The sequence below is a fragment of the Pseudomonas sp. B19(2017) genome (assembly GCF_002113165.1).
GTDB lineage: Bacteria > Pseudomonadota > Gammaproteobacteria > Pseudomonadales > Pseudomonadaceae > Aquipseudomonas.
In genome coordinates, this window is record NZ_NEJR01000001.1 from 22135 (window position 1) to 34813 (window position 12679).

The window sequence follows — 12679 nt, forward strand, 5'->3', positions numbered from 1 at the left end:
TCGTTCTTGTAGTCCCGGAGGCGTGGCCTGCGGCAAGAGGGAACGGCGGTCAAGACTGCCTGGCTTCGACGACCGAGCCCCTGCTAAAAGCAGTCGGGCCTCATCAACGAATCACGTTCACCGGGAGTATAGACAGCGACCAACGGCACGCAATGAAGGCCGTGAAATGAACGCGACGAAATACCTGAACGGCCTGAAAACCGCGCGCTTGACACGGCATGGCACAATAATGGCGTTTCGATATGCCTGAGCATGCACACGTTTGCGCGACTTATAACAAATGCGTCTTAGGTATTCTGTATGTCGAGCTAATTTAGTGTCTTCCGTTTGAAACGTAATGTCCCTGGAGTTGTCATGAACATCGCTGCTGTACGCGAGCAGGTAAGCCAAGCCCATCAACACGAAGGCCAGACCGGCCAACTGAAAAAGCGTCTCGAGCTGCAACTGCCCCACCTGCACCCCTCGATCCAACTGCCCGAGCAGGACGCACAGGGTACTTTGGCGCGCTTCGTCAGCGCCTACATCGACCAGGTTCCGGAACTGCTGGAGGCCGCCCACGAGGTTGCACGCGAAGCCGGGATCGAATCGCAGATCAAACCTGTACTGAAAATTGCCGAAGCCTACTTCCTGCAGCCGCCCAGCGTGATGCAAGGGCATGTAGGCCTGGACTGCCTGCTGGATGAGGCCTACCTGGCGCACCGCCTGGTGGAAGAGGTGAACGACCTGTACATCCGTCACTTCCAGCAGCCGCTGATCCCGGTCGACACCACCGTCGCCAACCTGATTGCCCACCAGTTGATCGGCGAGGAGTTTGCCAACCAGCTGGATGAAGTGGTGCACCACTCGGTAGACGAAATGTTGAACGACGAAAGCTTCGCGGTGGAGTCGGTGGAGGCCTACCGCGAGAAATTGAGCAGCCCGGAAACGGGGGCGGCGTGGAAGCGCTGGCCGTGCCTGTCACGGCAGCTGGGGGTGGAGCTGGGCCAGCCGGCCTGACATTCCTGTCCCGGCCTCTTCGCGGGCACGCCCGCTCCCACAGGGAAATCACAGCCTTGCTGACCGTGGATTACCTGTGGGAGCGGGCGTGCCCGCGAAAGGGCCGGCTCATGCAGCAAAGATTCCGGCTCTAGGCCCCAACCCCCGCCGTGGTGCGCATCCGCCCCTCGATCCTCCGCTTCAAGCGCCGCTGCTCGATCAGCAACCGCGACCCATTGGCCGAATTACTGCGGCCCCAATCTTCAAGCAGCTCAAGGCACGAGTGGTCGATATAGCTCAGGTTACCCAGCGGCACATGCAGCGTGGTCCCTGCCGGCACGCTATCCAGCACCTGGGTCAGCGCCGGCACCTTGAGGAAGGTGGCGGCACCACTAAGCCGTAATTCCATGTGCCCGGCCTTCTCCAGGCTGACCAGGTTGATCTTCAACCGCGCCGCCTTCAGTGCCAGCTTCAGCAAGGTCAGGGCAAAGCCCAGCAGTACGCCGGTCAGCAGGTCGGTAAAGATGATCGCCAGCGCCGTCGCCGCGTAGGTGAACATCGGCATGCGGCCATAGCGGCCTAGCCCGCGAAACGCCTTGAAATCCACCAGTTTGACCCCGGTGAACACCAGCACACCCGCCAGGCTCGCCACCGGGATCTGCTGCAGCACGCTGCTCAGCGCCACCACAAACGCCAGCAGCCAAAAGCCATGGAAGATTGCCGAAGCCCGGGTCTGCGCGCCCGCCTGCACGTTGGCCGAGCTACGCACGATCACTCCGGTCATCGGCAACGCGCCCAGCACCCCGCACAGCATGTTGCCGATACCCTGAGCCGACAGCTCGCGGTCGAAGTCCGACCGCTGGCCGCTGTGCATGCGGTCAACCGCTGCAGCCGACAACAAGGTTTCGGCACTGGCGATGAAGGCCAGGGCAAAAGCGGCGACCAACAGGGTGGGGTCGGCCAGTTGCATCAGGTCACCAGGGCGGATCCAGTCGATGGCCTCGGACAGGTCGGCCGGCACCTGTACGCGGTTCACCGGCAAGGCCAGCCACATGCTGATGGCCGTCATGGCCGACACGCCCAACAGGGCACCCGGCACGAAGCGCAGCCGCTGCGGTCGCAGGCGCTCCCAGCCCCACATGATGGCGATGGTACCAAGGCCCAGCGCACCGGCCATCCAGCCGGAGCCGGCGCTTTCCCGTGGCAGGGCTGCGGCCACCGTCGTCGGGAACTCCAGCAGGTTCTGCATGCCGGATGGCTGCGGCGCGGTGTCGAACATCACATGCACCTGCGACAGCACGATCAGCACGCCAATACCCGCCAGCATGCCGTACACCACCGCCGGCGCAGTAACCCGGAACCAGCAGCCCAGGCGCAGGCGCCCGGCCAGCAACTGCAGCAAGCCGGCCAGCAGCAGGATCGGCCCGAGCATGGCCATGCCATGCTGGCGCACCAGTTCGAACACCAATACCGCCAGACCGGCAGCCGGGCCACTGACCTGCAGCGGCGATCCGGCGAGAAAACCTGCGACAATGCCGCCGATAATGCCGGTAATCAGACCTTTGGCCGGCGGCATGCCAGAGGCGATCGCAATGCCCATACACAACGGCAGGGCCACCAGGAAGACCACCACCGACGCCAGCAACTCACGCGGCAGGGCCGCTTTCAACTGTGTAATGTTCACCGTGTTTCTCCTTTCTTTGTCACACAGCCATTCCTCTGGCCGTGGGCACGTTTGTCCCCGACGAGCGCGCAGGCGCGGGCCGCCAGCGGGCGTGCCGGCAGGCAGTCAGGGAATTCAGGGCAGCCGAAGGCCGCGCCACACCCCTACAGGGTGCGGCCGGCTATCAAGGTTTCAGCGGGTGGATGGGTCGCTTAGTAGCGACCTCTCGGAGTAGCGCAGGGGACCGGCTCGCCAGCAGCCAGGGGCAGGAAGCTGTCGCTGGCGGCGTCGTAGGCTTCGATCTTGCTGGTCTCGATATCGTAGACCCAGCCATGAATGAACAGCTCACCGGCTGCCAGGCGCGAAGCCACCGAAGGGTGGGTGCGCAGGTGATGCAGCTGGGCGATGACGTTTTCCTTGGTCAGCACTTGCATCGTTTCGTGTTCGCTGCCGCACGAGCAGTTGTTCTCGACCACGGTGCGGGCCACTTCGGCGTGGCGCAACCAAGCGGACACGGTCGGCATCTTGGTCAGCGATTGCGGGTTGAGCACCGCACGCATGGCGCCGCAGTCGGAGTGGCCGCAGACAATGATGTGATGCACTTTCAACGCCAGTACGGCGTACTCGATGGCGCTGGAAACGCCGCCGTTCATCTGGCCATACGGCGGGACCACGTTACCGACGTTACGGGTCACGAACAGGTCGCCAGGCGAACTCTGGGTGATCAGCTCGGGAACGATGCGCGAGTCGGCGCAGGTGATGAACATGGCACGCGGGGTTTGCGCGGTGGCGAGCTTCTTGAACAGCTCTTGCTGCTCGGGGAAAACGTCATGGTGAAAACGCAGGAAGCCGTCGACGATGTGCTTAAGGGCGGCATCGGCGCTCTCCGCGGGGACCTGCGGTACGACCTTGGATGGGTCCTTGACGGGCATGATTCATCCTCTTGACGGTGTGTAGGTAAATCCATTTTACCGGTGAAAGATTCTGGCTATGCAGGGATTTAGATGACACGCACGGGCCATAGATCACAGTCGGTGTGGACTGATTTCCTACGCTAGCGGGGAAAACTTAATTGAAACTTAATTCGGAGGCTCTAGAACGGGTGTTCCAGATGAGCATGGCGGGAACTGGATAATAGCAAATAACCATCAGCTGCCAAGTACCATTACTGTAATTATTCATTCCCATGAGTTGTACTGGGGGGTAGCACACCTCAGTGTCTACCGGGGCTGGCGATCCCATACCAGCCAGGGCCTGACCACCTCGTCCAGCTGAGCCCGAGGCACTGCGCCAAAGTAGCGACTGTCGAACGACAACCGGCTGTAATCGGAAAGCATCAGTACCTCGCCATCAGCCAGGCGAAAATGCGTCAATGCCGGGTGCGGCATGCTGCGGCCGCTGGGATCCTTGGACAAAGGCTGGCTGCGCGGCTGCAGCAGGCCGTTGACAGTAACGCCCCCGGCGCCGATCCGTACCTCGTCCCCCGCAACTGCTACCAGGCGCTTGATCATGCGCATGTATCCCCCTGGGCATGGCCCGCTGCTGAGGTAACCTCGCGCGTTGGCCAAGTCGAACACCGGCTGCGGAGGCGGGCAGAACATGACCAGATCGCCTTTCTCCGGCGCCTTGTCGACTACCCAGTAAATGCCCGGCGGGAAGCTGCTGGTGACGTTGATCCGGGCGCCGCCATGCAACACCAGCGGCAACAGCAGCAACACCAGGATGCCCAACAGCGCAGCCATGCTCAGTGGGCGCCTCATGCCAGCGTCGCCGAGCCATGTATGTCGATGGTGCGGTCGCTTTCACGCGGCGCAGGCACCTTTGCACGGGCAAGGAAGATCGGGTCCTGGAAATACAGCGGCTGCTTGCCATAGAACGCCGGGTAGCCAGCGCAATACACCACCATATCGCCGGCTTCCTGGATGTTGCCCTGGCTGTCCTTGCGCGGGCCGGGCATGCGCAAGGCCTCATCGGTGGTCAGCAACGGTCGCTGCACTTCCTGGATGGTGCGCGACACCTGGCCGAGTAGCGCACTGGAGCGGCGCCCACTGGTAGTGATCTGCTCCTTGACGATAGTGGTCTGTCCAGTGAGCTTGGACAGGTGCTCCGCAGTTTCTACGCGGTTCGGCGGGTAGGCGTTCTGAATATGGCAGTTGGAGGTGATGCTCTCGTTCTGCCCGTAGAACTCCTGCAGCTGCGACAAGTCCTGGATGATCAGGTAGCACTTGATACCGTAGCCGGCCACAAAGGCCAGCGACTCCTGCATGATGTCGAGCTTGCCCAGGCTCGGGAACTCATCGAGCATCATCAGCAGGCGGTGTTTGTAATGAGCCTTGGGCCGGCCGTCCTCGAAGTCCATCTTGTCGGCCAGCAGGCGGACGATCATGTTCACCAGGATGCGCACCAGCGGGCGCAGGCGCGCCTTGTCGTTGGGCTGGGTGATGATGAACAGGCTAACCGGGTCGTCGTGGTTCATCAGGTCGCGTATCTTGAACTCCGAGCGGGCGACGTTGCGCGCCACGATCGGGTCGCGGTACAGCGACAGGTACGATTTGGCCGTGGACAGCACCGAGCCGGCCTCTTCCGCCGGGCGATCAAGCATGTCACGCGCGGCAGAGCCCACCAGCGGGTGGTTTTCACCACCGAGGTGCCCGTAGTGAGTCATTTCCTCCCACAGCTCATTGATCGGCCGCGACGGGTCAGCGAGCATGGCGTCCAGGGCCGGCAAACTGGCTACACCACCTTCATCCAGCGAGCGGTAGCACAGGTGCAGGATGCAGCCCACCAGCATCGCCTGCGAAGTTTTTTGCCAGTGGTCGTTGAGGCCCTTGCCGTCCGGGTCGACGATCAGCGTCGCCAGGTTCTGCACGTCACCCACCTCGAATTCGGTGCCGAGGCGGATTTCCTCCAGCGGGTTCCAGCCCACGCAGCCGTTTGCCGTGGCCGGCTCGAAGCGCAGCACCCTGTTGCCGGCATGCTTCTGCCGCCAGCCGGCGGTCAGCGCCCATAGCTCGCCTTTGAGGTCGGTAATCACTGCGCTGTGCTTCCACGACAGCAAGGTCGGAATCACCAGGCCGACGCCCTTGCCGCTGCGGGTCGGGGCGAACGTAAGAATGTGTTCCGGGCCATTGTGGCGCAGGTAATGCAGCTTGTTACGCTTGTCCAGCCAGGCGCCCACATACACACCTTCGTCGGCCAGCAAGCCGGCACTCTCGATGTCCTTGCGCTCGCCCCACCGCGCCGAACCGTGCAGAAAGGCATTGGCCTTGGCGCTGTTGCTGTTGATCAGGCGGATGATCATCACCGCCATCATGCCCCCACCACTGACCAGCATGCCGAGGGAGCCGGCGCGCATCAGCGGGTCCTGATACTGGCCCGACCAGTTGGCGGCCCACACCAGGATCATCCACGGTGCATAAACGCCGTTGAGATTGGCGCCCAACGCCGCGTGGTACTGGAACAGGTAGGCGAAGTACTGGGTGGCAGTAGCCAGGCCGGCGAGCAGGAAGAAGATCGCCAACAAAGCCTGCCAGGTACTGCCGCTGCTACGCTGGCCACCGCGGATCTGCGGGCCGACGGCGTTATTGTGTTTCATAGGTTCGCTCCGTGAACGAAGGAATTGAAAAGGGAATACTCATTCAGGGCGACGAGGTGCGCGAGCGCCCTACGTCCTGGGCCTGGCTGCGCCGCTGCGCTTCGGTCAGGGAGCGCTCGGCCTGGCGTTGCAGGCTCCACTGCTCGGCCAGTTCGGGCTGCTCGGCACGCAGGCGGCGCACCGCCAGCTCCTCGATGCGCGGACTGTAAAGGCCCATGCCGTGATGCAGCTCCTGCACCCGCTCAAGACGGCCTTGCAGTTGCAGCAGGCGCGCCTGGCAGCGCTGGTTGCAATGTTCCCAGGTGGCACGGGTGGAGGGTAGGGCGAGCCAGCCCGGGCGGCCGGCCAGGTTCTGTTGCAGTTGCGCCTGCTGGCGCTCCACCAGGCTTTCCAGGCGCTGCTCGAGCGCTTGCGCCTGTTCGGCCTTCTGCTCGACGTACTCGCCCAGGGCCTGGGTATAACGCGCCTGCACCGGGCTGCCTTCGAGCAGGGCGGTCTGCTCGGTCGCCAGTGCCTGGGCCTGGGCTTCAAGGGCTTGCCCGGCATCTTCCAGCCGGGTCCTGGCCTTGTTCGGATTGTCCATGGGCACCTGCTTCATATCAGGAATAAATAACCGGCCTTGGCCATCGGGATGCGGATCAACCAAAGCGCCAGCAAATGCAGGGGGTAGTAGCCGTAGAACAGCCAACGCCAGCGTGGCAGCTTCGGTTGCAACCAACCGGCCACCAGCAGCAACGGGAGGGCGGCGAACGCCCAGGCGTTGCCATTGATCGGCGACAGCGCTGCCAACGAAACCACGACCCCCACGCCAGCCATGGCATTCGGGCGCCGCACGTACCAACCTACGCACAGCCCCAGCAGCACGGCCGGCCACCAGAATTCGACCAGCGCTCCGCCGACCACGAACACACAAAGCGCGACAGCCCAGTAACGTGCTTGCCCAGCCGCCGCACGCTCACAAGCAGCGGTCACCACGGTGACTACCAGCAGGGTAAAGAGAATGTTCAGCGGATAGGCGCCATACAGCAGCCCACCCAGTGCGATGAACGGCGGTGTCGCCAACACACCGAACAGACACAAGCGCATCGCGGTGCGGCGGTAGGCGCCCTTTGCCCCGACACCCGGGCGCGCCAGATTGCACGCCAGCACCGTCACGAACAGCGGCATCGCCAACCGCCCGGCCTCGAACAGGTACGGCAAGGTCTCGTTGAACAGGTACTTGTTGACGTGATCGCCGGTCATCAACAGCAACGCCAGCCATTTCAATGCCTCCAGGGCACCGTCAGCCAATTGCAGGCGAGGCAGGGCGAAGGTCTTCCGCCCTTGTTGCACTGCAATTTCACCAACCAGACGACGCTCACTCACCGGCGCATCGCCAGGGACGGGCTCACGTCCAGCTCCAGTTTCGACGCGACGTTTTGGGCCACTTCGCCGATACCTTTGTCATGCACGATCGCGGTGCTCTTGCCCACCTGGAAGTTGCGGCTCGGGTCAACATCGCGGCGGTCATGAATGACGAACTGGTCGGTCTGGCCGACCTTCTGCAGGATGTGGTGCTCGTCCATGTCGACAACCATTCCGCTGGTGGCCTTGCGCCCGGTTTGCGAGGCTTCGCCAACGCTGGCCGACGGGGTGAGGCTAAGGGCCTTCTCTTCCATGGCCTTGAACGAGTCACTGTGATGAGCTTGGGGGTTTTGCTGTTGGCCTGGGTTGGCTCGCTGCGGAGCTGGCACAGCTTGAAGTTTCAAACTCTCGATATAGTCCGCAGTGGGTTGCGAAGCCTTGAGCGCGCCGGACATCGTAGTAACCTGCTCCTGCGAGATGGCATTCAGCTGCGCACGAGCCTGCTTCAAGCTATCCATGGTTTCTGCGTGCGCTTGCTTGCGGTTTTCCAGGCCCAGGAACTGCGCCGAAGCCGATAGTGTCTGACGCCCGACGTCCGCTATACGGCCCCCGATCTTCTCGAACCCGCGCACCATTGCACTGCGACCAAGACTTTGATCATTCTCGAAAATGACACCTCGTCCATTGGTCTCATGATCAAAAGGCTTATTTTGGCGGTTGAGAGGATTGAAGTAACCGCGCTCCATAGGAAAGGGCGTGTTGTTAACGACCTGGAAAGAGCCATTCTCACGACGAGTGAAAGCCTTGTTACCTTCCTTGAGGCGCGAGTCGATCAGCGCCTCCTGGACTTTCTCCGGGCTCTTGATCACTTCGTTGTACTGAGCGATGCGCTGCAAGTCTTCCTTCTGCATCGGCTTCATCTCGATGCCGGCCGATTGCAGGCGGTCATACATCACCGCCAGCGGGCCAGCCGCCAGTACGTCGTCCTTGTAGCCACCGCCAACTTGCGAATGGGCACCTGCGAATTTCAACTCCTCGATACGCGAATTGTCGTCATTGCGCAGGGCGCTGGTCAGGCGAAAGGTGTCACGGTACTCGTTCACCGCCACCAGGTGCGTGGTCGAGTCGACGTTCTTGCCAATCTCCAAGTTCTTGCCCAGGTGGGTATCCGACATCGCGTTGCCGTAGGAAGCCACGGTATCGAAGATGCCCAGCTTGTGCACATGGGCCTGGCCGGGAGGAATCAGGAAATCGCCGGTCGCCTTGCCCTGCTCATCCAGCTTGGGTACGCCGCGCTCGATGAATTCGTTGGCCAGTGCTCGGGACTGTGCGGCCCCACGGCTGAAGCCGACGATATTCACGTCGATCTTCTGGTCTGGGTACTTGTTGTGAAAAGCAACGATGGCATCGTAGGCTTGATCGATACGCTCCTGGCCACCGAGGCCAGTGCCGCCTTCGAGCAGGGAGCGACCCGAGGTATCGGGCTGGCTGCCAACGCCATCGAAGTAGACCTTCTCCGATTGGCCGGACCGTTCATTGCCATTGTACTGCTGAGGCAGATGCCCGGAATTGCGGGCCAAGTTGCTGCCTTGAGCGGTGTCCAATTCGTAAAGACGGGCCACATTGGTCTGCTTTCCGTCAGGAAAGTCCAGATCTTTATTATTCCCGGTGCCGTCGAAATACACCGTAAAGCGTTTGGTATCGCCCATACCACGTCCCTATGGATGATCCCGCACCAAGACAGGATCGTCACTCCAAAAACTATCGCGTACCGTTTCAGTAATGCTGCCTGTTGAGGGTTACGATCAAATCGTGGACCCCGTCACCGGCACCATTGATGAAGGCGCTGAGGAAAGCGTCACTCTTGTGTAGCAATGGGGAGCCCTTCAACGAGTCGCCTGCTGCACGGATGGCGAGTGCACCAAAGCTTTCACCCATATCAGAAACACTCTGTGCGCGAGCAGCAGGATCGTCGTACGGTTTCTTGAACCAGGTTGCAATCTGGTACTCGACGTTCTGCGACTGGAAGGCGCGGTTCAGGTGATCGGCCAAGGCGAAAAGCGTTTCTTTGGCCAGCGTCGAATCGACATCATTGGCTTTCAGTACGGCCTCGACCCGCTTGCCGGCCGCCTCGATCAGGTCCTCGTGGGTGTAACCCTGCATTGGGGGGAAAACGCCCTCAGGCAGTTTCATGCCAGGTGTATAAGGTTGGTACTGGCCTTGACTGTCTTGCATGAAAATCTCCTTGGCTTGAAGCGCAGACGGAATGGCAGGCAATAGCATGCAGGCTCCCAGCACGACAGGGATGAGCGAGCCAAGGCGCAACCGCGACCAGAGGCTCTCGGCGCGGCAACAAGCGTTGCCGAAAATGGATGTATTCGCACCGATGGCGGTACCGTTCAATCCCTGTCTCCCTGAACACGCCTCTCGGCGGATCCCTGTTTAATGTGGTCGCGGCTCCTGCCGCCTAGTGTAAATCGGCGAAGAATACCGATATAGCTGTAACCAGGCGAAGGCTTCATCCCGGTAACTCAGCGCCGTATGGCATTGGCCAATACAGGGCTTAGCTCCATTTTCGGAGCTAGGGTGCCGGCCAGATCGCCGATACCTTTGTCATGCACGATCGCGGTGCTCTTGCCCACCTGGAAATTGCGGCTGGGGTCAACATCGCGGCGATCATGAATGACGAACTGGTCGGTCTGGCCGACCTTCTGCAGGATGTGGTGCTCGTCCATGTCGACAACCATTCCGCTGGTGGCCTTGCGCCCGGTTTGCGAGGCTTCGCCAACGCTGGCCGACGGGGTGAGGCTAAGGGCCTTCTGTTCCATGGCCTTGAACGAGTCACTGCGTTGCTGCGCCTGGGGGTCTTGCTGCTGATCCTGTTTGAGATCCTTGGGGACTGGCACAGGTTGCAGGTTCAGGCTGCTGATAAAGCTTTGATCAGGTCGCGAGCCTGTCATCGTGCTGGCCATGTCCTGGCTCTGCTGGGTGGCAGCCTGCCGGTACTTGGCCAATTCCTGTTCGAATGAATCTGCCCGTGCTTCCTGCCGCTCGGAACGGCTGCGCAAGCCGAGGTACTCGGATGCACGATCCTTGAGCTGGGAGCCTTTTTCGGCGAACCAGCTTCCAACCGACTCGGCGCCCCGTTGAATGCCACTCTTGCTCAAGGAGTTGTCATTCTCGAAAATGATTCCCCGGCCATTCGTCTGGTGGTCGAAAGGATGGGCCTGGCGATCAAAGATATTGATCGTGCCGCGCTCCATCGGGAAGGGTGTGTTATCCACAGTCTGAAAGGCGCCGTCAGCGCCACGGGTGAACGCGTCCTTGCCGTTGATCAACCGCGAATCGATCAGCGCCTCCTGGACTTTCTCCGGGCTCTTGATCACTTCGTTGTACTGACCGATGCGCTGCAAGTCTTCCTGCTGCATCGGCTTCATCTCGATGCCGGCCGATTGCAGGCGGTCATACATCACCGCCAGCGGGCCAGCCGCCAGTACGTCGTCCTTGTAGCCACCGCCAACCTGCGAATGCGCACCTGCGAATTTCAACTCCTCGATACGCGAATTGTCGTCATTGCGCAGGGCGCTGGTCAGGCGAAAGGTGTCACGGTACTCGTTCGCCGCCACCAGGTGCGTGGTCGAGTCGACGTTCTTGCCAATCTCCAGGTTCTTGCCCAGGTGGGTATCCGACATCGCGTTGCCGTAGGAAGCCACGGTATCGAAGATGCCCAGCTTGTTCACATGGGCCTGGCCGGGAGGAATCAGGAAATCGCCGGTCGCCTTGCCCTGCTCATCCAGCTTGGGTACGCCGCGCTCGATGAATTCATTGGCCAGTGCTCGGGACTGTGCGGCACCACGGCTGAAGCCGACGATATTCACGTCGATCTTCTGGTCTGGGTACTTGTTGTGGAAAGCAACGATGGCGTCGTACGCCTGGTCGATACGCTCCTGGCCACCCAACCCGGTGCCGCCCTCCAGGGCTGAGCGCGCCGAGGTCTTGCCTTGACTGCCAACCCCGTCGAAGTAGACCTTTTCCGATTGGCCGGAGCGCTCCTGGGCATCGTATTGCTGCGGGACATGCCCCGAATTGCGCGCCAGATTGGTGCCTTTGGCCGTATCCAGGTCGAATAGCCGAGCTACGTTGGTTTGCGTGCCCTCAGGTGTATTCAGATCTTTGTTGTTGCCGGTGCCGTCGAAATACACCGTGAAGCGCAATGCATCGCCCATGTCATATCCCTATGAAGTGCCACGTGCCTAAAACGTAAATCCACCGGCGCGTCGCCGCGCCGACGTTTCCTCAGGAACTCTTTTTATTCAGGGTCACGATAAGGTCATGCACGCCATCACCGGCCGCACCAATGTATGCCTTGTAGAACTCTTTGCCCTTGAGCAACAACGGCGAGCCACTCAGCGAATCGGCTGCCGCGTCGACGGCTGCACCGCCAAAATCTTCACCCATTCGCTCGACACTACGGGCACGTGCGGACGGGTCGTCATAAGGCTTCTGATACCAGCTGGCTACCTGGTACTCGACGCCTTCCTTCTCGAACTGCGTGTTCAGGTGAGACGCCAGAGCAATCAACGACTCCCGCATCAGGGTCGGATCGATACCCTGCTCCTTCATGAGTGCCTCCACACGCACCTGGGCTGCCGCGATAAGGTCTGCATGGGTGTAGCCTGGCATGGGCGGAAACACACCATCAGGCAACTTCATGCCCGGGGTGTAGGGTTGATACTGGCCTTGATTGTCTTGCATGGAAATCTCCTTGGCTTGAAGCGAAGATGAAGTGGCAGGCAGGAGCACACAAATCCCCAGCGCTAAAGGGATGAGCGAGCCCAGGCGCAGCCGCGACCAGAGGTCAGAGGTGAGGCTATAGGCTGTGCCCGAACTGGATGCTTTCGCATCGATGGTTTTACCGTTCAATCTCAATCTCCCTGAACATGGCTCTCGGCGTGTCCCTGTTTGATGTCACGTCGCAGCTCAAGTCGCCTTGCGTGAGGCGAAGAATATCGATAAACCTGTGGCCAGGGGCCACTAGTCGTGTAGTTCAGCAGTAACGACCGTCTCACAACCGCGCTGCGCAGGATTTCGCAATGCGCCAT

The 12679-nt window shown here is 61.0% G+C and carries 11 protein-coding genes; 1 reads left to right on the forward strand and 10 read right to left on the reverse strand.

Annotation, left to right across the window (positions count from 1 at the left end; translation table 11 throughout):
- Positions 1–354 precede the first annotated feature (354 nt).
- Positions 355–996, forward strand: a complete 642-nt coding sequence (locus CAF70_RS00115) for a hypothetical protein (protein WP_085621384.1) — start codon at positions 355–357, stop codon at positions 994–996.
- Between the two features lie 130 nt (positions 997–1126).
- On the opposite strand, the gene CAF70_RS00120 is transcribed toward CAF70_RS00115, so the two are convergent.
- From CAF70_RS00120 to CAF70_RS00165, 10 genes are all read right to left on the reverse strand, one after another.
- Complete coding sequence (locus CAF70_RS00120; protein ID WP_085621385.1) at positions 1127–2659, reverse strand: SulP family inorganic anion transporter; 1533 nt, start codon at positions 2657–2659, stop codon at positions 1127–1129.
- 191 nt (positions 2660–2850) lie between these two features.
- The gene (locus tag CAF70_RS00125) at positions 2851–3570 is read right to left on the reverse strand and encodes a carbonic anhydrase (RefSeq protein WP_085621386.1); all 720 of its coding nucleotides are present in this window, start codon (positions 3568–3570) and stop codon (positions 2851–2853) included.
- 288 nt (positions 3571–3858) lie between these two features.
- Entirely contained in the window at positions 3859–4398 is a 540-nt protein-coding gene (traF, locus tag CAF70_RS00130; RefSeq protein WP_085621387.1) for a conjugative transfer signal peptidase TraF, read from the reverse strand.
- Complete coding sequence (locus CAF70_RS00135) at positions 4395–6233, reverse strand: type IV secretory system conjugative DNA transfer family protein (protein ID WP_085621388.1); 1839 nt, start codon at positions 6231–6233, stop codon at positions 4395–4397. The genes traF and CAF70_RS00135 overlap by 4 nt, the downstream gene beginning before the upstream one ends.
- A 43-nt stretch (positions 6234–6276) precedes the next feature.
- Positions 6277–6816 carry an IncP plasmid survival protein KfrC family protein gene (locus tag CAF70_RS00140; protein WP_143491492.1) on the reverse strand — a complete coding sequence of 180 codons (540 nt, stop codon included), beginning with the start codon at positions 6814–6816 and terminating at the stop codon, positions 6277–6279.
- A gap of 11 nt (positions 6817–6827) precedes the next feature.
- Positions 6828–7598 carry a TraX family protein gene (locus CAF70_RS00145; protein ID WP_256573232.1) on the reverse strand — a complete coding sequence of 257 codons (771 nt, stop codon included), beginning with the start codon at positions 7596–7598 and terminating at the stop codon, positions 6828–6830.
- Positions 7595–9286 carry a DUF2235 domain-containing protein gene (locus tag CAF70_RS00150; protein ID WP_085621390.1) on the reverse strand — a complete coding sequence of 564 codons (1692 nt, stop codon included), beginning with the start codon at positions 9284–9286 and terminating at the stop codon, positions 7595–7597. The genes CAF70_RS00145 and CAF70_RS00150 overlap by 4 nt, the downstream gene beginning before the upstream one ends.
- A gap of 67 nt (positions 9287–9353) precedes the next feature.
- Positions 9354–9980 carry a hypothetical protein gene (locus tag CAF70_RS00155; protein WP_143491493.1) on the reverse strand — a complete coding sequence of 209 codons (627 nt, stop codon included), beginning with the start codon at positions 9978–9980 and terminating at the stop codon, positions 9354–9356.
- A 128-nt stretch (positions 9981–10108) separates the two neighbouring features.
- Complete coding sequence (locus tag CAF70_RS00160; protein WP_085621392.1) at positions 10109–11803, reverse strand: DUF2235 domain-containing protein; 1695 nt, start codon at positions 11801–11803, stop codon at positions 10109–10111.
- A 70-nt stretch (positions 11804–11873) separates the two neighbouring features.
- The gene (locus tag CAF70_RS00165; protein ID WP_256573233.1) at positions 11874–12500 is read right to left on the reverse strand and encodes a hypothetical protein; all 627 of its coding nucleotides are present in this window, start codon (positions 12498–12500) and stop codon (positions 11874–11876) included.
- Between the last annotated feature and the right edge of the window lie 179 nt (positions 12501–12679).